This window comes from Bacillus sp. FSL H8-0534 (assembly GCF_038005885.1).
Classification (GTDB): domain Bacteria; phylum Bacillota; class Bacilli; order Bacillales; family Bacillaceae_G; genus Bacillus_A; species Bacillus_A pseudomycoides.
Window position 1 is genome coordinate 2016986 of sequence record NZ_JBBOUC010000001.1, and the last position, 20923, is coordinate 2037908.

Consider the following 20923-nt stretch of genomic DNA (forward strand, 5'->3'; position numbering starts at 1 on the left):
AAACAAAAGAGGTATTAGAATGAAAAACTTTCAATCATTTGATGGGACAATAACTATGATTAACGATTTTGTAACAGGATCAAATGAAGAAATAGGATGTACTAAATTAATATCCGTAGATAATGGTTATGGGACTCTAACAAATTTTGTAGTGAAACCAAATACTTATTTTATTGACTACGCAGCGGTAGTAGTAGGAGATAAAGTAACTGGATTTTACGATGCTAATGTCCCTGTTCCTCTCATTTTCCCACCACAATTTCAAGCAATTGTTATAGCGAAATATATACCCTATCAAAATGTAAAAGTAGATAATTTTAATGAACAGTTAGAGAGTAGTGATGGAAAATTAAAATTAAATATTTCTCCTTCTACTCAAATTTTATTAACAAATGGCCAATTTTTTACAGGGAATCTTGCGAATCGAAATTTAATAGTTATTTATGGTCTTACAACAATGAGTATACCAGCCCAAACTACGCCATATAAAATCATTGTTTTGTGTCAAAAGTGATTTTTATTTTAAAGGGTCTCTCGGTTTATTTGAGAGGCTTTTTTTGTTTCTGAAGAAAAAAATAATGAAAAGTAGGAAAAAAGGTTTATTTTTTAAGATAGGGCCACGCCCCATACTCATCAAGCTAAGATTTTGAAATATCCCCAAAACGAAAATTTTATATTTCTACAGTTATTTATAAGAATTCAGCTTACTTTTTTCGTTTTGGGAAACAACCAATTTCTTAAGTTGATGGATATGTGTTACTACCCCCACTTTTAAAAATAAAAAAGGCAAGCAACCCCAGCTATACGCTAAAATCACTTGCCTCATAAGTATTATTTAGTTATGAAAAGTAGGCTTATAAAACGAACGATTATCAAGTGCAAAGACACGTTCTGTGTATTCACCTGGTTTCGTGCGCCCAAGGGCACGATCCATCATGTTCATCTTCGCATCTAAATTATCGATGTAATGCAGAATTTCTGCTTCTTTTACTAATGGCGGTTTTGGGCTACCCCATTCCGCTTTCCCGTGATGGGATAAGACGATGTGCTGAAGAATTAATACTTCTTCTCCTTCGATTTTCAGTTCATCTGCTGCTTTTCCAATTTCGTTTACCATGATGGAAATGTGGCCAAGTAGATTTCCTTCTAATGTATACGTTGTTGAAATTGGACCAGACAATTCAATTACTTTACCAAGGTCATGTAAAATAACACCTGCATACAGTAAATCTTTATCTAAAGATGGGTATAGCGTAGCAATGGCTTTCGCTAAATCAAGCATCGATACAACGTGATACGCAAGCCCCGATACGAACTCGTGATGATTTTTCGTCGCTGCTGGATAGTCTAAAAATTCATTTTGATGTTTATTCAATAAGTGTCTTGTCAGACGCTGAATGTTCGGATTTCTCATTTCAAATATGTACTGTGTAATCTTTTCTACCATATCTTCTTTTTTCACTGGTGCTTTTTCTACAAAGTCTGAGATATCTGTCACTTCATTCGCATTTGCAACGCGAATTTGCTTCACACGAAGTTGAATACGCCCTTTATAGTTTTGAATATCTCCAGCTACTTTCACAATCGTTTCTGCTACATATTGTTTCTCAACTTCTGGTGATACATCCCATAGCTTCGCTTCAATATCTCCAGTTTGGTCTTGTAAGATTACTGTTAAAAATGGCTTCCCATTACTCGCGATACCTTTTGTCGCTGTCTTAATTAACAAGAAGATATCGACTTGTTCACCAACTTCATATTCTGCAATTTTCTTTTTCATCCTGATTCCTCCACCAACTTAAGTACTTTTAGTATAGCACATTATACCTTATTTTCTTTATGCTCACGTGTTAATTTTATAATCTGTTTTTCCGCAAAGAATGATAATAGATGGGCATGACATGTAAAGAAAATCACTTGTCTATCCTTCGCAATTTCTTTTATTAACTGGATTGTTCGTTCTGTTCTTACTGCATCAAAATGCACAAAGCTATCATCAATAATAAATGGATAATCATGTTCAAACGTCCGGGCTAGCGCAAATCTTAGTGATAAATAAAGTTGCTCCGCTGTCGCTTGACTGAGTTCATGACTATAAAAACGAATACCATCACTTCGTTCTACAATAAACGGCTCTGTTTCTGATGGTGAAAAAATCTTACTATACTGACCGCCTGTTAAATATACAAAATACTCCTCTGCCTTTTGTAAAATGCGCGGCAGCTGCACTTCATGATAGTATTGCTTTGTTTTTGTTAACACTGTTTTTGCCGCTGCATACGCCGCCCACTTCTTCACTTGCTCACGCACTTGGGACTTTTTCATTTCCCATTCATGGAGTAAATCGCCGTACGTACTACCTTCTTCTAAGTTCGCAACATCTACGCGGTGCTCCGCAATACGCTCGGTCAACTCCTTCTCTTGTGAAAGGAAGTCTTGTATATAGAGCGCTTCTTGTTTCAGCTTTCCTTCATACCCTTCCACTTGATAGTGTTCCGCTAATGATAAGCTTGTTAAACGTTTTTCTAACATGTCAATTTGAGGTGATAACCGCTCTACTTGCTTCTCTGCATCTTCACGCTTTTCTGCCCTCTTGCCAGCTTCTAAAAACATTTCTTCATCAGTAGCTGCTGCCATTTCCCAGAGCGCATCTCTTTCTAATGTAAGTTGTTCTACTTGATGCTGTAATAGTGCTTGTTCTTCTTTCCAATCAGCTAGCTTCCCTAAAAGCTGCTCTCTCTTTTGTTTCTTTTCTTTTTCCTTTTGAATACGATTACTGATCATATGAAGATGATCAAAATCTGTATTTTCCATAACGTTTTCTAGTTTATGTTCAAACTGCGAAATCATTTCATATAATATTCCTTTTCGCTCCGCCAGCTTTCCTACCTCACGATATAACTGCTGCATCTTTTCAATGCGTTCAAATGCTGGCAAGACATGTGCATATGTATAAAAACTTGGGAAAGAATAACGCGCATTATATGTATCCACTTGCTCTCCCATACGAAACGTATCTCGCTCCCATTCTTCATATGCAGAAACACCTTTATCATAGGTTCGTTCTATTTGTTGTAATTTATAAGACTCTCGCTCAAATAATTTACGAATTTCTTCATCTTTTTCTAATTGATAACGAATGGATAGCGCCTCTTCATTTTGCCTTCCACCTGCACTTTGCTGCAGCGAGAGCAGTTCTTCTTGTAAACCATCGGAAGAAGTATCTTTATACAAAACAAGTGCAAGTACAATTAGGACAAAGACGATAACACTTGTAAATAATAACGCACGATTATCTAGAAATATACTTGTCAGCAAAATCACTGTATTAATAGCTAACAAAAGGAAACAAATCGTCTGCCAGCGCTTTTTCTTTTCCTGCGCGGTTTTCATTCTTTCTTCATATTTACGCTTCATTCGTTCCACGCCAGTACCCATAAAAACTGTATCTTGAAACGATCTTTCCTTTTCTACAAGCGCCTGTCGCTCTTCATCCGCTAACATCTGCTTTCGGATGTGCCTTACATTCTCTTCCTGTTCTTCTAGTTGCTCTTGCACTACTTTAAAGCGCTCATCTAGCTGCTCTTTCCGCGTCTCTAATGCTCTCGCCTTTTGCACCATTTGCGTTATCATTTCTTTCGCTGCAAGGCTTGTATCAAATGAAAGCACACTTTCTTTCTCAAAAGTAGCACCAATTTGCTGCTCAAGCTCTTCTATCTCTTCTTTCATATTTCCAATACTTACTGTAATATCACGCATTTCTTGACGTGCATTTTCATATGACATATGCTGCATACGAAGTTCTTCTACATAGCTATCCTTTTGCAAGAGCTCTTCTTGTACTTCTACCCCATCCACTTCCGTTTGCACCATTTCCATCCTTTTCTGGATGGAATCCAATTGCACCCCGAGCGGCTCGAGTTTTGCTTTTATCGTTTCGAAACGTTCTACTCCTCGAACAGGAAACGGATTCTTCTGTTCTTCTAGCACTTTTTCATATGCATGTTTTTCAATCACAAGAGGTTGCAATGCAGCCAATACTTCATAGTCTTGCTTACGCTTTTCTGCCATCTCTTTTTCATTCCGAATATGGGCAAGACGCCCTTCATTTTCTTTTAACTGCCCCATTAACTTTTCATACGTACCAATCTTCCCTTGCCACGCCCCAAGCTTTTCTTGGAGCTTCTTTATTTCTTGAAGTGACGCATTGATCTCAGGCTTACGACCATTTGGCTTAAAACGCTGCTCCATTTCTTTTTCTAACTTTTTATCTAACTGCAGCAGGGCATCGCTCCCAACTGCACTCGCCGAAAATAAATAATTTCCGATTTCAGCTTCTCCAATATGATGAATATTTTGAAGACCGTGCATATCAAACGAAAAGACAGAATCAAACAGGCTCTCATTCATCCCGCTTAGCACAGTCTGTAACACTTCTTCTCCAGCTGTTTTTCCATCTTCAAAGTATACTGTTACTTCCCCAGCAGCCGTTTTCGGCAAGCGCTCGATTTGGAGTCTCCCATACTGCTCAGTCATAACAGTCACCCTGCCGCCGTACTTCCCGCCTTCTTTCGGCTCATAACGCCTTTGTCCTCTCATTGGGAACCCAAACAAAATACTCTTCATAAACGAACGAATCGTTGATTTTCCTGCTTCATTTTCACCGTACAACACCGTCAGCAATGAAAGATCCATTTCCACATTTTCTAATTTTCCATAACCATAAATATGGAGTTTTTCAATTTTCATTTTTTATCCCTCTCTTGCTGGAATAGTTGCTCTAATATAATATTTTCCGCTTCCTTTTGAATTTCTGCTTTTTCCTCATCTGAAAAGGATTCAATCACATTACGCGCAACTGGAGATGTCCAAATCGTCCTAAGCACCGCATCCATATTCGTAAATGATTCCAATTCTTGCAATACACTACCAACAAAATGATTCTCCTCTTTTAATCGCTGGATTTCTGCAAATGAAACCGTCTCATTCTTCCACTTCATCACATACACAAAATCTCTTCGTTCTTCTCCCGCTGCTAAAATATGAAAAATCTCTTCCACACGTTTTTCATCACGTAAATAAGGAAACAATGGCCCTTGTCCGATGAATACAATTGTCAAAAGAGTTCCTTCCTCTTCCTGACGCCATTCATTCATCACTTCCGTACAAGCTGTCATAAGGTCATCAACTGTTTGCAGTTCATCAATGCTAATTTCCGTCTCTTCCCAAACTACATCCGCCGCACCGAAAAATGAGCACACCGTTCCCTGCTCTGTTATCTCAACAAGATACGCCCCCTTCTCTCCTGTTTCCTTCCGGTGGCGTCCTTGTATATTGCCTGGATAAATGATATATGGCTCCTCTGCTAAAATCTCTCGCTTATGTATATGCCCAAGAGCCCAGTAATCAAATCCCTTTTCTTTTAACTCACGAATTTGAAACGGCGCATAGCGATTATGTTCCGCATCGCCTTCCACACTCCCGTGAAGCATGCCAATATGAAAAGGCGCATCGCTCATTTTTGCATACTGCGCCGTCATATTATCCGTTACAGCCTGCTGCAAATAACTAAACCCATAAATAGATGCAAGCAGTTCATCATCTTTATAAAACGGCTTTTCTTCTACATATGGCTCTGCAAACACATGAACATTTTCAGGAAACTCAATTGCTGCCCAGCTTCCCCCTAAATGATCGTGGTTACCATGAATGATATAAACCGGAATCTCATACTGCGAAAGGCGCTTCATCTGCTCCCTCACAAACACTTGCGCCCTAAGACTTCTCGTTTCCGCATCATATAAATCTCCTGCTAGTAATACAAAATCAACGCGCTCTTGAATTGCTTTATCGATAATACGCTCAAACGACTGAAACGTACTTTGCTTCATTCTTTCCCAAACAGATGACGGCACATTCATTTCCATCCCTTTAAACGGACTATCCAAATGCAAATCTGCCGCATGTATAAACTTTACTTGTTTCACAAATAAACGATCCTTTCTTTATCCTATAAAAGTTTCACTCTATTTTACCACGCAATGTCACATATTTCTTTGCATATTCTAGCATTTTATGACAAAATAGTTATAAGATTCTGATTTTAATTTTTGGAGGGAATTTTCATGGGAGTATACGTTCTAACAGTCTTTGAAAAAGATGGTTCAAAAATGCTAGACGAATCATTCGAGGCGGCAACAGAAGCAGAAGCGAAATCAAAAGGAGCATCCATTTTACAAGAAAAGGGATTGCATAAGCACACACATCGCTGCACATCTTCAGCAGGAAAGCTCGTTTTATTCCAGCGCTAAAAAAAGAAGCGTCATCCGCTTCTTTTTCATTCTATATCTTCATCACACCACGTAAATACCACATCTAGAATCCGGTTACCAATACGCACGCGTCTGTTCCACTTTCCAGTTTGAATTTGGCGCATTAGCTCATCTTTCATCTTTTCCGTCCAGTCGTGAATGGTTCCATTCCCGTCGTACGGATATACATTAGGAAACTCTTCCTGCAGAAGACTCAAGCTCTCTGCATCCAAATGAAAATGGAAATAGTAGTTGGCCGTAAGCGATGGCTCTTGCAATTGTAAAAACGGATCGTCAATTTGCTTTCTATTTCGGTAGAAAGTAAATATATTTACCTTTCCGCTCGTAATTTGGTCAATTTGAATTTCGTGCTTCTCTATAATCACGTCGTGCCCACCTCGTTATATACTACCTTTAGTATATATGTCTTTTGCATCAAAGTTAACCATTTTCACACGAAATTCATTTCCTTCATCTATTTCCCGTACCTCCAAGTAACAATCAGAACACATAAAAAAACAAATTTGAAGGGGAGCGATTCTATGTATTTCGGTAGCAAAGGTTGGTATGTAAAGGAACTAAAAAAATTAGGTATCCGTACTTATGAAGGTAAAAAACTAGAATCCTATCGTACGCATGTGTTGGCTAGTTTGCTTGAGAGAGTTCAGAAAGAATCGGCTTAATACTAATACAAGAAAGAAGCAACGTTTGTTTTTGCGTTGCTTCTTTTTTATTTTTCATAAAGGCTGTTTTCGTATATATTGGAGACACAAAATCTTGAACGTATTAGGAACTCTTGGTTTTAATCAATTACAAGGCATCATAGTGAACGACGAAACTTTCTTTCGAGAATCTTTAAAAGGTCATCGTGAAATCGCTCATAGAAAAGACAAAAAAACAACTTGAATTAATCCAAATTGTTTTCCCTTAAGAATTGTATAATTTGCCCTTTGTGGTGGTTATCGTGGTCTGTAAATTCCTTAACAATATATATAAGTGAGTAAGGTGCTCCAGTATGTGGACAATGAGTTACACCATTTGCAGTTAATGACTTGTTTAACTTTTCGATTGGAAATTCGTTAAGTTCTTTTATAAGTAGTTCCCTTGTATCTTTTGCTTCTTCAAGAAGTTTTGATTGTGATATTCCTGATTTTGCATAGTCTGATGCCTTTTTATTATGTGTATCAAAATTTGGAAACTCCATTCCCTTTTCATTTTGTACAGATGGGAGGACCTTTTTTAATAGATGATTATCCCAATTCATAATATGGACTATTATCTCCCTTACAGACCACTTACCTTCGGCTATTGATTTAGACCATAATGTGTCATCAATTTCTTCTAAAGTGCTTAACCAAGATGAATAATGACTAAAATTACTAATTATGTTTTTTACCTCACTCAATTTAATCCCTCTTTTCTAAATTAATTTAATATAATTATAACATTAAACTCACAATACACAAACATACGTTCTTGTAAATGTTTTCAGTTATAAAACCAACAGCCTTTTATAAAAAAAGAAACCGATGATATGCATTTCGTTAGCAAAGGTTGGTACTTAAAGAAATTAGGTACCCGTTCCGATGCTTCGCCACATGAACCTCGGTAATATCCTTATTCTCTGTCTCCTTATCATAATAATCCTCTCTTTTATAATTCCTATCAAATTGAACTATTCGTCTACTCTCATATTTAAGAATTGCACAAGTTGATCATTTAAATAACTTGTACTATAAGAAAAATCATTTTGATACCATTCAATAATAATGCCAATAATCGCATTCGCTTGGTAGGAACAATAGAGTGAATGATTAACTCCTTCTTTAAGAAAAGCCTCTTGATCTTGAAGTAACAAACGCTTTATTTCCTCAAATAATAAATAATAGTACATTAATGGAACCTTTTTGGAAAAAACAATTCTGTAGAATGACTTATATTTTTCGATATGATGAAAAACCCGAATGGTAGACGGGTCTAATTTACTCGTTTTCAATACTGATACGTGGCGATAAGGTTCTTGATAAGAACGGACCAAATCCGCTGTAATTTCTTTAAAATATTCCTCGAATAAATCTTCTACTTGTTTATAATGCAAGTAAAATGTACCACGATTTATTTTTGCCTTTCTGCAAATTTCCGAGATTGAGATGACTTCTAGATTTTTTTCATTTAGTAATTCTAACAATGCATTATGTAACGCCTCTTTTGTTTTCACAATCCGCATATCTGTACGCATCTTTTTTCACCTCTTATTGAACACATTTCTAACTATGTGTTAATTATTGAACATTTATCGTTTTTTTGCTCATTGTAAGCGCTCTTTTATATGATTATAATTTTTATTGAACAACTGTTCAATAAAGTGAAACTTTAATCAGTGGGGGGGCTTCATTCCCCACTGATTATCAGCCTGCACCAATCGGGCTTTTACGGGCAGTTGATCCCCCACCTAACTTCTTTGCTTTCGCTGAATTTTGAGGTGGAGGTCTTACTGCCCGTTAATGCGGAATAAACAGACAAAGGGGGCCGTTTCGAATGAGATTAAAAGGAAAAGTAGCAATTGTCACTGGTGCTGCGTCAGGCATGGGGAAAGCAATCGCAGAAGGTTATGCAAAAGAGGGCGCAAAGGTCGTTGTATCAGACTTAAACTTAGAAGGGGCTCAACATGTAGTACAGGGAATTAAGGCTACAGGTGCAGAGGCCATTGCTGTTCAAACAAACGTTACTTCCGATGAAGATCTACAACGTCTTTTCAATGAAACAAAACAAGCTTATGGAAAATTAGATATTCTTGTTAATAATGCAGGCATCATGGACGGAATGGAGCCTGTTGGTGAAATTTCAGACGAACGCTGGGAGAAGGTTTTCTCCGTTAATACAGTAGCTGTAATGAAAACAATGCGGATTGCAGTGAATCTATTCTTAGAACAAGGACATGGTACGATCGTTAATAACATTTCTGCAGGCGGACTATACGGCTCACGTGCTGGTGCTGCTTACACAGCATCTAAACATGCAGTCGTTGGCCTAACAAAAAACACTGCCTTTATGTATGCGAACAAAAACATCCGTTGTAACGGTATCGCTCCTGGAGCAGTCATGACAAACATTGCTTCTTCAATGACTCATTTGAGCGAATTTGGAGCAAGCCGCCAAGCATTAGGTATGGCAATTAATCCACGTGCCGGACAACCAGAAGAAGTTGCAAGGCTAGCTATCTTCTTAGGCTCAGACGAGGCTAGTTTCGTAAACGGACAAGTGATTGCGGTAGACGGCGGTTGGACTTCCTATTAATACACCTATTAGGGGTTACAACACATAGCTATCAAGTTTAGAGAAATGAGTTGATCTGTTTTCTTAACTTGATGGGTATGGTGTTCATTCAGAATACATGTAAAAACGGGTCATAACATGAACTGACCCGTTTTACTCTTTATATCATTATACTCTTCATCAAAATAGTAAGTTTATGTTAAAATCGTAAATCTTCTGCATCACTCAGTTGTTCTGGATGTCTATTTTTCCGTTTTTGAGAAATCATCTTTGGTCACCATATCCTGGTAGGTCGCCCGTTCGTTTCCAATCTTGACATCAGCGATAAAAATCTTCCGTTCTTTTACCGGACTAGGTTTCGGTTCACCGTACTTCGGTTTCCACTGTGGGTGGTAAAGCCCTGTTTTGAGGTAAGGCGTACGCGCACGTGTAGTATAGGCATTAGGACCTTGCACTTCCCATACAACTTTTCCATCCTTCCATATTTGTAGCAATCCGTCGTTCCCTGATGACCACTTTGCATGAATTACCCAAGAAGACCAGACTCCTTTTTGCACCAGTTCGTCCAATGTCTTAGAATCGCGCTCTATATTTGCAGTAGGACCGAATGCGCGTTGTATACTCCATCTGTCACCTTTCACTGCAATAGCCAATTCCGGAAAATCCCGATCCACCCGCTCACTGCCGAGTACAGCATGCCATTGCATGACGATATCGTCGCCACTGCCCTTGTCGAACACCCAATCCTGCGGGATATAAATCCGTGCTGTATACCAACGTTCGTGGAACCCTTCTTCGTATGGTTGTGCAATTTCCGAGCGGAATTGTCCTTGAGAATGCGGAACAACGAACTGCACTGCTTTGTGATCTCCCGTCATGCCTGGCGCATTTACTACATGTACACGCTGCGTGATCGTGTCAATATCTAGGTTGGTGCGGTTTTCCGAGTCGTTGATTGCTATTTTCCATTTTTCTAGCCCAGATTGAAAGATATCTTCTAACATAATAGAATTGTTTGTTTCCTTCAACTTAGGCTTCTTTTCTTTTTTGGATATATAGGGTTGAGTCACTGTCTCTTTTCTATTAACCAATACGATACCACCTACAAGTAAACTGACAAATAGGAAAGATATAGCAAGAATTTTTTTCATCTTTCGTTACACTCCATCTGGTTGATGTTTCTTTTGCATTTGATGGCATTAAAATCTCTTAAGTTGAGGGCGATGTATAGTTCCCCTATTATGTAATGCCAACCCATTCCTCTCCTATTATATCGAATTAATCCATCATTAAATGAAACAACAGAATAAATATTGAATGTCCCATAGCAACCATCTCTGGTCATTTCACTTCCTCAACTCACTATATTGCTTATGAATTCTGTTTTCTGGTTTTTTGTCCACTGTATACAACACAATAAGGAATAACCATTCCAAAGGCTTCATGATAAGATAGATAATGTCTGCAGACCATTTTGAATTGATATGCCTGCTGATTGGGTAGCCATACCTGTCATAAAAATTACGGATGGCTTTATGGAAGTTTGGAACATATTGTTCAAGAATGTTCTCAAATGCATTAGCAATTAGTAGCTGGCGGTTCACAGGGATTCTTTCTCCACTTCTGATGCCTGCCCTAACTGGCTTGACCAATTTTTTATGTCCTCTAGCAGAGACCGTACACAAATAATGCCCGTCACCCGCCACTATCTCTGGTTTTGGCGCAGGGATATTCGAATAGTTGAAAGAACTTGTTTCAAGGAACACACGAATAAAGCTATCTGGTCGTTGCCCAAACAGAACCAAAATTAGTTGGATGATAATCAGAACTGGAAACAAGCTTATAGCCCATAGTTTTGACATCTGTTGATAGTTATTACATACCCGGAAGAGAAATAGCATACATTTATTGTTGTACTCAATCTCTTTTTCATGCTGACTAGCAAGAAAATGGTTCAGAGAATCTTTCAAGCTTGCGATATATAAAACAAACAACGATAGACAGCTAGTTTGCAGAAGAAAAACCGAATATTCTTCACCATCATTTGAGAAGGCTGTATGAGTGAGATAGGCAACCGCAAATATGATATTCAGTATCATTAATGTACTGCATACCACATAAATAAGCGGAGGAAGATCCCCATAATTAAGGCTTACGATCCAAAAGCTAATCATCCCCAATGTTATTAAGACAATTACTGAAACTATATATTCATTTGCAAGAGAAGCATATCCATTATTCTTAGCACCAGTCCTTTCAAAAATATGCAATTGCTCACCAGCACCCGCTGCCACTCCATTTAGAAAAAAGCCAAGCATGAATAAACAATAAATAACCATGGAGGCAAAAACATCTATTGATTTGATTTTGACTGATTTCTCCTTCGTAAAATTCCGAGACATCCTAAAAAAGGCATACCTAGGAATTGAAATAAATAAGAGCACCTTTATAAAAACAAGCAACTCTCTCCCTCCTCTAATCCATCCAAACACTTTGTTAGTATTTTAACAGTTTACCTTTTGCAAAAAAACTATCATCTTATTTCTCGCTATTAATAATCCTAAGAACGAGCAAAAATATGAGAATAAATGTTTAATGATAAATAAAACGGACAAAATCCCTTCGCCCCGACCGCTTCTATGCATGGCCAGATGCTCTCGACCACCTCTAAAAAGAAAGAGATCTTTATCTTTTATCCAACTGGCTCATTATTTTCTATCAACATTTGAATTTGACAGCTATAAGATTCTGTATTAAAGAAATCGTTAAATAACTCCACTTCAATGAAACCTTTAACTTTTAAATTATTTTCTTTTACATATTTAATGATTTTATTTCGACGTTCCTCTTCATTCTCTTTACTATAAGATAACGTTACATACTTTCCCTTTGGTAATATTTTTATATTTTGTTCAGCTTCTATATTAGAATCCCCTTGAAATCTACTAAAAACATATTTTGGTTCTGCATCCCCCTCTGAATTAAAGTTATATATGATTCCTCTTTCCATTGACATTTTCCCCTCTTTATCTTGAATGATTTTCTCTAAGTCTGAATAGTAAAGTAGCTCTTGTAAACTTCCCACTTCTTTACATGGTGCTACAATTACATAGCGCGGTTCAAAGAACTGAATAGATATCTCATCACTATTTAATATATCCTTAGAAGTCTCTACCTTCATATTTAAGCTATCAATGGTTTTGATTACTTCTTGCATTTTCTTTATGTTTTCTTCTGCTTCATATCTTTTTAATTGTAAAAATTGTAGTAATTGATCAGTATCACAGTCCTTAAAAATCTCTTGAAGCTCTACTATACTCGTTCTTAACTCTCTACAGCTTTTTATAATATCTATATGAATAAATTGATCTATAGAATAATACCTATAACCTGTTGTTTCATCAATATATCTTGGAATAAGAATCCCCATTTTGTGATAATATCGTAACGCTTTTATTGTGATGTCCTTTATTTTCGCAACTTCCCCAATAGAAAATAAGTTTTTCACCCTAATCACTTCCTTTATATTTTTCTTATATTATCATTGACTCTCCTCTTAAGGGAGACCTTATGATCATAATAAGATATTTGCAATAAAATACAAAATTCACTTATATACAAGGGAGTTTCGAAACATGAATACAGTAACATACAGAAGTCTAGTTAAAGAAGATTATGAATCTGTCAAAGCTTTGATTGGTGAAGCATTTGGCTTCAATGAAATGATTGAGGATAAAAAATTTTTAGATTCCATATTAAACATCTATCTACAGAGTTGTATTTTAGGGAGCTCATTTAGCAAAGTAGCAGAAAAAGACAATAAAATTATTGGTGTTATTTTGGGGGATTCAAAAAAAGACAAAAAACGTTTAAAGAAAGCTCATAATACTTTAAGTTTTGCCTACACCATGCTGAAAGTATTCATGACTAATAAAGAGAATAAAAAATTCATAAAAGAATCCTCAAAGGTTGAAGACACATATAAAGAACTTATAGAAGGAAAGGAAGATGATTTTCAAGGTTGTATACAGTTATTTATTGTATCAGGGGAATCTAGAGGTCTTGGGGTTGGAAAGGCTCTAATGAATCATTTGTCTAATTATATGAAAAGTACGAATGTGAAATCTTTATATCTATATACAGATAATAAATGTAACTATGGATTTTATGATAATCAAAACTTTGAACGTATAAATGAAAAAGAAATTTATTTTGATTCAATGAAAACAAAACTTAATGTATTTTTATACTGTTATGATTTTTAACTGTTGGTAAAAACCGTATCACTTATTCGGGGTACGGTTTACCATAACTCATTTAAATGAAATTTCCTCTGAAACAAATTGCTTTTTTACAATTCCAGCCTATTTCATTCATTTCCTGTTAGAAATTCGTCTATACCGACCTACATTAAATTCATATTATATATGACAAACAATATTTGATGATTTAAAAAGGAGGCAGTGAATTGTCTTTTAAAAAATTTGTCGATGCATTACCAATTCCTCCTGTCTTAAAAGCAGAAGGTAACCATGATGGAGTACCATTCTATGAAGTAACAATGAAGCAAGTCAAACAAAAATTACATCGGGATTTGCCGCCAACTACTGTCTGGGGCTATAACGGTATGTACCCGGGTCCTACATTCGAAGCAGAAAGAAATCACCCTATTCTTGTAAAATGGAAAAATAAATTGCCCTTTGAACACCTGCTTCCTGTCGACCAAACTGTTCATGGTGCGGAATCATCCATACCTTCTGTTAGGACGGTTGTCCATTTACATGGAGGCCGTGTTCGTCCAGAAAGTGACGGATATCCTGATGCATGGTTCACAAGAGATTTTAAAAATGTTGGGCCGAAATTCGTGACTGAAGTCTACTATTATCCAAACTGTCAACGCCCTACAACACTTTGGTATCATGATCACGCCCTTGGAATTACTCGTTTGAACGTTTATGCAGGTCTTGCGGGCTTCTATCTTCTCAGAGATGAAGAAGAGAAGAAGTTGAATCTTCCGAGTGGAAACTTTGAAATCCCGCTGGTCATCCAAGATCGTTCGTTCTATGCCAATGGTGAACTCTTTTATCCATCCCAACCAGGAAATATGCCGCCTCCAGCCCCACAGCCACCTCCACCAATCGATCCTACATTACCAAATCCGTCAGTGGTCCCTGAATTTTTCGGTAACACAATTTTAGTCAACGGAAAAGTATGGCCTTATCTTGAGGTTGAGCCGCGGAAATACCGGTTCCGCATCCTAAATGGCTCCAATTCTCGTTTTTATCGTATGAAGCTGAGCTCTGGGCAAAATTTTGTCCAAATTGGTACGGATGGAGGACTTTTGGAAAAACCAGTCCTAGTATCCGAAATCATCCTTGCACCTGCGGAACGTGCCGATGTCATTGTCGATTTTTCAAACCATAATGGTCAGAGTATTATTTTAACAAATGACGCACCAACCCCGTTCCCTGACGGCGAAAGTCCTTCTGAAGATCTGAGACAGATTATGCAATTTCGCGTCAAACAAACATACTGCAAACATGACAAAAGTAAAATTCCAGAGAAGTTGAGTTGCTTGGAACAGTTGAATCCCCAGGATGCTGTAATCACACGAAAAAACACTTTACTTGAAGCTATCGATAGTTTTGGACGCCCTATGCCATTATTAAATAACATGGAGTGGAATCAGCCTATTACAGAAACCCCGTATAATGGAACTATAGAGATTTGGGAGCTGTACAATACGACACCAGACACTCACCCGATTCATTTGCACCTTGTCAATTTTCAAATTTTGAATCGTGCTGTATTTACTGGCGATCCAAATGGTTCTGACCTCAAAGTCGGACCGCCCATACCACCCGATCCAAACGAGAGAGGATGGAAAGATACTGTTCGTGCTAATCCCGGAGAAGTGACCCGGATTATCGCACGCTTTGGTCCATTTACAGGAACTTACCCGTGGCACTGTCATATTCTTGAACACGAAGATTACGATATGATGAGACCATACGAGGTGCTAGCTAACCCTAGCTTTAACCCATGCGAACGAGATCCTGAACAATGTAGCGATAACGCCTTTTCTCAATGTTTTGGCTGCTATCAACAACGGAAAAATAAAAAAGAAGAGAAATCATAATTCCATGATTTCTCTTCTCTTTTTCATTCAGTTGATATCTTTATCATAAAACTATTCAAAGTTCCTTATACATCTTGAAATATAGAGCTTGTTCAAAAAACGTATTTTTGAACAAGCTCTTTCTAATTAAGCAAATACTCGCTTAACCTCTTTTGCAATTTCATTTATTAAATCTTCCGCTTGCGGATACAAACCAATTTTATCCATAAATGCATGGTCTGTACCGTTGTACTGAATAAGCTTCGTAGGTACGCCGCTTCGTGCAAGTTTTGCTGCGTAAGCTTCGCACTCTACTTTTAAATAATCAAATTCAGCAGTTGCAATTAGTGTCTGCGGCATATTACTTAATTGATCTGAAAGGAGCGGAGAAACGTGAGGATCAGTAATTTCCGCTTTACTTTGCAAGTAAAGCCTGAAAAATAACTCACCGCTTTCAGCCAACCCTTTAATCATTGGAATGATGAGCTCAGAATAGTTACGAATCTCATATTGGTCGAGGCTCCAGTTGAAATCTTCAGTTTGGACGCCGGCCATATTCACTGTTGGGTAAATAAGCGCTTGTAGCTTAATCATCTCTGTTCCCTTTTCAATATCCATGAGCGCGCACACCGTAGCTAAATTCCCACCCGCACTGTCTTCCAGATACGGCAATTTGCTGTGGGTTCACACGAATTTCTTCAGCGTGCTCATACACCCATGTTACGGATTCGAAACAATCTGTCAGTCCTGCTGGATATGGATGTTCAGGCGCTAAACGGTAATCAACGGAAATCACAACAGCGCCTGCTTTTTCTGCCAATGCTTTACACGGATTTCCCACGACATCCACACTGCCGCCTATGAAACCTCCACCGTACCGCGCAGCACAAAAATAATCTCTACGCTGTTATGCCAATGACTCGGTACATAATTGACACTGTTCAATGAAACATCAAAAGGCAGACTATCATTCGTCTCAACCAACTCGTATACAGCATTTCGCATGAAGCTTTCCTCCTTTTAGAACGGTACTCTTATCTGTTTTTTGGAATGGAATTTTCTTTTCCATTAGGCTCTGATTTGTAGTATAATCCCTTAAAATCACAATAATGATAGATTTATTGGGTATATCCGTTTTTTTAGTATTATACCAGTTTCACGTGCAAGTGATTCTAAAATTGAAAGTGAAAATGTACTCTTTAATTCCTAACCTAATAGCTGTAATTCTTCTGTAAGACTCATTGAGGACATAAAAACAGCCACCCTTTCATGGATACTCCATGAAAGGGTGGCTGTTTTCCTTGAAATTTATACACAATCTTAACTTGCTAGCTATAGCGTCACCCGCTTCTTTTTCAACCCATCTCTGCATCACACCACGTAAATACTACATCTAGAAGCCGATTACCAATACACACGTGTCTGTTCCACTTACCGAAAAGCTGAAACAAGCTGTTGTTTACATGCAAGAATGCCTTTCGGTATCCATCCAACCATCCCATCTTTTTTGACTAAGCTATAACCCGTACAGCTATCATCAACTACAGAAACAATATCCCCTTTTTTTACGCTTAATTGCGCACAAGGCACGTCTGTTTTAGCAGTGAAAAGCCCTCTTTGATTTTGTTTGAGATATTCATTCTTAACATGTAGGAATCGATTTGTTTCTAATTGTCTACATAAAGTGAAATTTTCGTTTCTTTCAACTGGAAAGATATCATATAGAGGATAATGAATAGAACCAATCATTGTAGATTCTGCGTTAAAATCTTCTAACACCACGTAATTTGGAAAATGATCAAGGTATGTATACGAAAACATATCTTTAGCAGGTGATCGATGAATGATAAACGCATTTAATTGTCCCGTTGGTTTGATTACATTCCCACCATCGATTGCAATGATTTTTTTGTCTTGATCAATAATTGGATTATGAACAGATACATCTGAGGAATAATTCACAACGGGCCAATGTCCGACGATCACATATTTATTCGTTTGGTGCGATTTATCTAAAAATGCTGGAAGTGTTATTGCAGTATCTCGAGCCGTATCTTTCCAATTATCGATATCTTCTAACCCACCATGTACAAAAATATAATCTTCTGCTTCGATCGCTGTCGGTAACTCTGTAAGCCACTTTATTTCTTTTGAAAAATGAGTAATTAATATTTCTTTTACTTCTTGAATATGTGTTTCTTCGTTAACAGCATAACCTAAATACGCAAGCCATTCATTTAATATAGAATGTTTTCTCGTACATAAATAATGGATTAACTTAGGATTCTCATGTAGTAGCTCTTCAACTAACGTATCACAATTCCCTTCTATAATATGAACATTAGGATGATGAGCCGAAAGTTTCATCAAGTAGCTGACAACACCTTTACTGTTACTACCTTTTTCACACAAATCACCATTTATAATTAAATAATCTTTTTCACTATAATTTACCTTTTCTAGTAACCCTTTCAAAAGCTCTAATTCTCCGTGAATATCAGAAATAACAATTACTCTTGCATAGTTTGGAATTGATAATCCTTTTATTTTGTCCAATGGGGATGCTCCTTTTTCATACGATAGATTCATTGCGCTGTAGAAATCTTTCGACAAAATTCCACTAACCCCCTTTTGGTAACTCGCTAACTTTTAGAAGAACGTGTTGCTTTATGTATGATTGACAATTTGAAATAAAGTCAAAATGTTCTAACATTTATTTAGAAGCTGTCCCAAAAGTCCGTTTTTAACGACCTTTTAAGACAACTTCTTTTTTAATTCAGCATGGAAAACATAATCTTCTCTAGTTCAGCCTTATTTAAAACATCATCAATAATTACAACTTGGTAGGCACTGTCTTTTCCTTTTGCAGGAACAATCATCTTCATGCCCTTTACATTGCTTCCCGTCATTTTAGCAAGCGTGAATTTTGCTCCTTCTCGTTCATAATTTTCGATCTTATCGTTATCATTAATCCAAAAGTAAAATGGATCCCTTCCTTTTTCTAAAACGGCGGATTGATAAATTGTATAGCCAAACTCCCCGGCTCTATATTCTGAGTTAATGATAGGATTCAGCTTTTTTGTTGTAATTACTGTTTCAACTTTTTCCCTCTTTAGTTCATAACCTTTCGCTACATAAGTTGGTTTCTTGATTGGAAAATCAAATGAAGTAAATGTGAAATGCGAATAAATTTTTCCCCATAATGGTTCAATAGCTTTGCTATTCTCCTCTAATTTTTTTTGATCGTCTGGTTCTAAATTTTCATGTGTCCCTACTGATCTTATCTTCTTGTCTATGATATACTCCTCTGGTTGCAATTTGATTAATTGGTCAAATTCTTCTTTTGTTAACAGATTCCGTGCCACTTCCATTTCTTCAAGTATATATTCATATCGACCCTCTGAAACATGAAATTCTGCAAATGCCTGTTCTTTTGTACCAATCATCTTTTCTACAATTTGCTGAATAGGAACTTTAGTTTGTGTTTTTGCTTCTTTGATATTATTTTTCACTTCCGTTTGTTCTTTCTGCGGGTTAGCTGGCACATCTGCACGTGCATTTAATAAAGATACAGATGATACAGCAATAATAGCAACAACTCCAAGTGCAGACCAACGATATGATTTCTTTTGAAATTTTTTAATCATACGAATTCTCCTTTTCAACGTTCTTTTATTTCGACTTAAATTCGCTAAACTAGGCACTTGATAATAACTTGAGTAATGTTCTAGAAGAGTAATAATTGTATGACCATATGCAATTTGTTCCTCGGAATCTATAAATGTCAGAGCGAATGCATCACATGCCATTTCTTGATCTTCCCGCATGCACGAGTAGGCATACCAAAGAATCGGGTTAAACCAATTTAGAATGAGTAAGCCATGCATTAGCCAATTTACCCCAACATCTCTTCGTTTAATATGAGCCAATTCATGATGAAAAATATATCGTAGTTGCTGCTCATCTAGTATTTTCATATGTACACTTGACAATAACACCCTAGGGCGAAAAAAACCGAACACTGTTGGACTTGAAATTTTCCCAGCTGAAAGTAGTGGAATATTCTGCTGAAGGGACATCGATTTTTTACAATTGTCAAAGATTGTGACAATCCGTTCATCTGTAATAACAGGCTGGTTCTTTATATAGAGACGTAAACGCCTATTCATGATCATAGTTGCAAGCCCTAAAACGATAACCCCAGCTAGCCATATGTATAAAAGGATTGTATAAAATGAAAATGTCACATCACTTTTATTTTCATTACGATGCGTTTGTTGCTTATTTTCCTCAGCTACTTGTGTGTAACTAGGTGCATAAGTATTTTCGTTTGTGACCATCTTTGTATCATCTATAGCTGCCTTCTCTTGCACAGGTTCTTTTTGATGAAAGATAACCGAAGTGTCATTACTGTATGAAAGGATAGAGTAAATACTGTAGGAGCTGTCTGGCGACCATGGTAATAGAAGTCTTACAATTAATATCATCCATAACAAATACTTCCACCTTGGTGTTAACTTGTTTCTAAATAAGATTTTGATACATAAAATGAGACCAACTACTATACTTGCCATAATGGATGTTTCTATCACCCAATCAAAAAAGTGGGGTAGATAGATGTTTACAAACATATCTATCATCATGATCTACCCTTCCTCTGATTTTCTTCTGTTTTCTCATCCAAAATACGTTTCAGTTCATTAATATCTTCTGAAGATAGTTTTTCTTCTTTTAAGAAATTCACAAGTAGAGGTTTAAGTGCCACACCATAGAAACGTTTGAGGAAAGATTTTGTTTCTACTTGTAGATAGTTATCTTGTGACACTAACGGATAATACGCATACATACGTCCTTTTTCTTGATGATAAGAAAGGGCTTCTTTTTGAACTAATCGATTTATCAGCGTTCGAATGGTTTTTGGCTTCCAATCCATTGTTTTCTCTAACTCTTCGATTACTTCATTCGCCGTTTGAGGAGATTTGGACCAAAGAACTTTCATCACTTCTAATTCAGCTTCCGATATTTTAGGTAATTCTTTCATTGTTTACAATTCCACCCCTTATATTACATTTGTAATCTATAAGTAGATATTACAAATGTAATCTCTGGTTGTCAACCATATTTTGGATTTCTAACTACATTCTGGACACTACATAACTATCAATCTAAGAAGATAAAAGGGTATAAAAAAATGGCTTCGATGCAATATCGAAACCAC

The 20923-nt window shown here is 37.0% G+C and carries 21 protein-coding genes and 1 pseudogene; 7 read left to right on the forward strand and 15 right to left on the reverse strand.

All coding sequences use genetic code 11. The features are described from left to right. Positions 1-19: 19 nt before the first annotated feature. Entirely contained in the window at positions 20-514 is a 495-nt protein-coding gene (locus MHH71_RS10485; protein ID WP_003195700.1) for a hypothetical protein, read from the forward strand. A gap of 321 nt (positions 515-835) precedes the next feature. Here MHH71_RS10485 and yhaM read toward each other — a convergent pair whose 3' ends face one another. Genes yhaM through MHH71_RS10500 form a run of 3 tightly spaced genes read right to left on the reverse strand, consistent with a single transcriptional unit; the run spans position 836 to position 5987 of the window. Continuing rightward, the gene (gene yhaM / locus MHH71_RS10490) at positions 836-1780 is read right to left on the reverse strand and encodes a 3'-5' exoribonuclease YhaM (RefSeq protein ID WP_006093824.1); all 945 of its coding nucleotides are present in this window, start codon (positions 1778-1780) and stop codon (positions 836-838) included. Between the two features lie 41 nt (positions 1781-1821). Continuing rightward, entirely contained in the window at positions 1822-4749 is a 2928-nt protein-coding gene (locus MHH71_RS10495; protein WP_033798697.1) for an ATP-binding protein, read from the reverse strand. Then, positions 4746-5987, reverse strand: a complete 1242-nt coding sequence (locus MHH71_RS10500; RefSeq protein ID WP_006093820.1) for a metallophosphoesterase family protein — start codon at positions 5985-5987, stop codon at positions 4746-4748. Before MHH71_RS10500 ends, MHH71_RS10495 begins: the two co-directional genes overlap by 4 nt. Before the next feature lie 138 nt (positions 5988-6125). On the opposite strand from MHH71_RS10500, the gene MHH71_RS10505 reads away from it, so the two are divergent. Next, complete coding sequence (locus MHH71_RS10505) at positions 6126-6311, forward strand: YhzD family protein (protein ID WP_003195690.1); 186 nt, start codon at positions 6126-6128, stop codon at positions 6309-6311. Between the two features lie 26 nt (positions 6312-6337). On the opposite strand, the gene MHH71_RS10510 is transcribed toward MHH71_RS10505, so the two are convergent. Continuing rightward, the gene (locus MHH71_RS10510) at positions 6338-6697 is read right to left on the reverse strand and encodes a hypothetical protein (protein WP_006093817.1); all 360 of its coding nucleotides are present in this window, start codon (positions 6695-6697) and stop codon (positions 6338-6340) included. A 156-nt stretch (positions 6698-6853) separates the two neighbouring features. On the opposite strand from MHH71_RS10510, the gene MHH71_RS10515 reads away from it, so the two are divergent. After that, entirely contained in the window at positions 6854-6994 is a 141-nt protein-coding gene (locus tag MHH71_RS10515; protein ID WP_018766939.1) for a YflJ family protein, read from the forward strand. A 76-nt stretch (positions 6995-7070) separates the two neighbouring features. Beyond that, a pseudogene (locus MHH71_RS10520) lies at positions 7071-7208 on the forward strand (IS1595 family transposase); the annotation flags it as partial. A 10-nt stretch (positions 7209-7218) separates the two neighbouring features. Here the strand turns inward: MHH71_RS10520 and MHH71_RS10525 are convergent. Beyond that, a complete protein-coding gene (locus tag MHH71_RS10525) occupies positions 7219-7716 on the reverse strand; it encodes a DinB family protein (RefSeq protein ID WP_006093814.1) in 498 nt (165 codons plus the stop codon). A gap of 270 nt (positions 7717-7986) precedes the next feature. After that, the gene (locus tag MHH71_RS10530) at positions 7987-8550 is read right to left on the reverse strand and encodes a TetR/AcrR family transcriptional regulator (protein ID WP_006093813.1); all 564 of its coding nucleotides are present in this window, start codon (positions 8548-8550) and stop codon (positions 7987-7989) included. Positions 8551-8849: 299 nt separating this feature from the next. Here MHH71_RS10530 and MHH71_RS10535 point away from each other — a divergent pair, with 299 nt between their 5' ends. After that, positions 8850-9608, forward strand: coding sequence for an SDR family oxidoreductase (locus tag MHH71_RS10535; RefSeq protein ID WP_006093812.1), 759 nt, complete (start codon positions 8850-8852; stop codon positions 9606-9608). Positions 9609-9829: 221 nt separating this feature from the next. Here the strand turns inward: MHH71_RS10535 and MHH71_RS10540 are convergent, their stop codons facing one another. The 3 genes from MHH71_RS10540 to MHH71_RS10550 all read right to left on the reverse strand — a co-directional run bounded on the left by MHH71_RS10540 (position 9830) and on the right by MHH71_RS10550 (position 13095). Further along, on the reverse strand, positions 9830-10738 hold the full coding sequence (locus MHH71_RS10540) for a polysaccharide lyase (protein WP_006093811.1): 909 nt from the start codon (positions 10736-10738) through the stop codon (positions 9830-9832). A gap of 195 nt (positions 10739-10933) precedes the next feature. Further along, positions 10934-12049: a DUF6688 domain-containing protein gene (locus MHH71_RS10545; protein WP_018782908.1), complete on the reverse strand. Its 1116-nt coding sequence runs from the start codon at positions 12047-12049 to the stop codon at positions 10934-10936. Positions 12050-12279: 230 nt separating this feature from the next. Continuing rightward, positions 12280-13095, reverse strand: a complete 816-nt coding sequence (locus MHH71_RS10550) for a MerR family transcriptional regulator (protein WP_006093809.1) — start codon at positions 13093-13095, stop codon at positions 12280-12282. A gap of 127 nt (positions 13096-13222) precedes the next feature. Between MHH71_RS10550 and MHH71_RS10555 the strand changes: the two genes are divergently transcribed. After that, on the forward strand, positions 13223-13852 hold the full coding sequence (locus MHH71_RS10555; RefSeq protein ID WP_006093808.1) for a GNAT family N-acetyltransferase: 630 nt from the start codon (positions 13223-13225) through the stop codon (positions 13850-13852). A gap of 203 nt (positions 13853-14055) precedes the next feature. After that, complete coding sequence (locus MHH71_RS10560) at positions 14056-15726, forward strand: multicopper oxidase family protein (protein WP_006093807.1); 1671 nt, start codon at positions 14056-14058, stop codon at positions 15724-15726. A 126-nt stretch (positions 15727-15852) separates the two neighbouring features. On the opposite strand, the gene MHH71_RS10565 is transcribed toward MHH71_RS10560, so the two are convergent. The 6 genes from MHH71_RS10565 to MHH71_RS10590 all read right to left on the reverse strand — a co-directional run bounded on the left by MHH71_RS10565 (position 15853) and on the right by MHH71_RS10590 (position 20746). Continuing rightward, positions 15853-16323, reverse strand: a complete 471-nt coding sequence (locus MHH71_RS10565; RefSeq protein ID WP_078211715.1) for an alpha/beta hydrolase fold domain-containing protein — start codon at positions 16321-16323, stop codon at positions 15853-15855. Continuing rightward, positions 16313-16555 carry an alpha/beta hydrolase fold domain-containing protein gene (locus MHH71_RS10570; protein WP_240516961.1) on the reverse strand — a complete coding sequence of 81 codons (243 nt, stop codon included), beginning with the start codon at positions 16553-16555 and terminating at the stop codon, positions 16313-16315. The genes MHH71_RS10565 and MHH71_RS10570 overlap by 11 nt, the downstream gene beginning before the upstream one ends. Positions 16556-16563: 8 nt before the next feature. Further along, positions 16564-16710 (reverse strand): hypothetical protein, encoded by a 147-nt coding sequence (locus tag MHH71_RS10575; RefSeq protein ID WP_157753613.1) that lies wholly within the window; start codon positions 16708-16710, stop codon positions 16564-16566. A 426-nt stretch (positions 16711-17136) separates the two neighbouring features. Then, positions 17137-18261 carry a metallophosphoesterase gene (locus MHH71_RS10580; RefSeq protein ID WP_033799624.1) on the reverse strand — a complete coding sequence of 375 codons (1125 nt, stop codon included), beginning with the start codon at positions 18259-18261 and terminating at the stop codon, positions 17137-17139. Between the two features lie 215 nt (positions 18262-18476). Then, complete coding sequence (locus MHH71_RS10585; protein ID WP_033799623.1) at positions 18477-20345, reverse strand: beta-lactam sensor/signal transducer; 1869 nt, start codon at positions 20343-20345, stop codon at positions 18477-18479. Further along, positions 20345-20746 carry a BlaI/MecI/CopY family transcriptional regulator gene (locus MHH71_RS10590; protein WP_006093802.1) on the reverse strand — a complete coding sequence of 134 codons (402 nt, stop codon included), beginning with the start codon at positions 20744-20746 and terminating at the stop codon, positions 20345-20347. Before MHH71_RS10590 ends, MHH71_RS10585 begins: the two co-directional genes overlap by 1 nt. Between the last annotated feature and the right edge of the window lie 177 nt (positions 20747-20923).

What these genes read in the sequence shown, in the direction of transcription:
- MHH71_RS10485 (WP_003195700.1), top strand. Translation starts at nt 20, where the DNA reads ATGAAAAACTTTCAATCATTTGATGGGACAATAACTATGATTAACGAT.
- yhaM (WP_006093824.1), bottom strand. Translation starts at nt 1,780, where the DNA reads ATGAAAAAGAAAATTGCAGAATATGAAGTTGGTGAACAAGTCGATATC.
- MHH71_RS10495 (WP_033798697.1), bottom strand. Translation starts at nt 4,749, where the DNA reads ATGAAAATTGAAAAACTCCATATTTATGGTTATGGAAAATTAGAAAAT.
- MHH71_RS10505 (WP_003195690.1), top strand. Translation starts at nt 6,126, where the DNA reads ATGGGAGTATACGTTCTAACAGTCTTTGAAAAAGATGGTTCAAAAATG.
- MHH71_RS10515 (WP_018766939.1), top strand. Translation starts at nt 6,854, where the DNA reads ATGTATTTCGGTAGCAAAGGTTGGTATGTAAAGGAACTAAAAAAATTA.
- MHH71_RS10530 (WP_006093813.1), bottom strand. Translation starts at nt 8,550, where the DNA reads ATGCGTACAGATATGCGGATTGTGAAAACAAAAGAGGCGTTACATAAT.
- MHH71_RS10535 (WP_006093812.1), top strand. Translation starts at nt 8,850, where the DNA reads ATGAGATTAAAAGGAAAAGTAGCAATTGTCACTGGTGCTGCGTCAGGC.
- MHH71_RS10540 (WP_006093811.1), bottom strand. Translation starts at nt 10,738, where the DNA reads ATGAAAAAAATTCTTGCTATATCTTTCCTATTTGTCAGTTTACTTGTA.
- MHH71_RS10555 (WP_006093808.1), top strand. Translation starts at nt 13,223, where the DNA reads ATGAATACAGTAACATACAGAAGTCTAGTTAAAGAAGATTATGAATCT.
- MHH71_RS10565 (WP_078211715.1), bottom strand. Translation starts at nt 16,323, where the DNA reads ATGGATATTGAAAAGGGAACAGAGATGATTAAGCTACAAGCGCTTATT.
- MHH71_RS10575 (WP_157753613.1), bottom strand. Translation starts at nt 16,710, where the DNA reads ATGCGAAATGCTGTATACGAGTTGGTTGAGACGAATGATAGTCTGCCT.
- MHH71_RS10585 (WP_033799623.1), bottom strand. Translation starts at nt 20,345, where the DNA reads ATGATAGATATGTTTGTAAACATCTATCTACCCCACTTTTTTGATTGG.
- MHH71_RS10590 (WP_006093802.1), bottom strand. Translation starts at nt 20,746, where the DNA reads ATGAAAGAATTACCTAAAATATCGGAAGCTGAATTAGAAGTGATGAAA.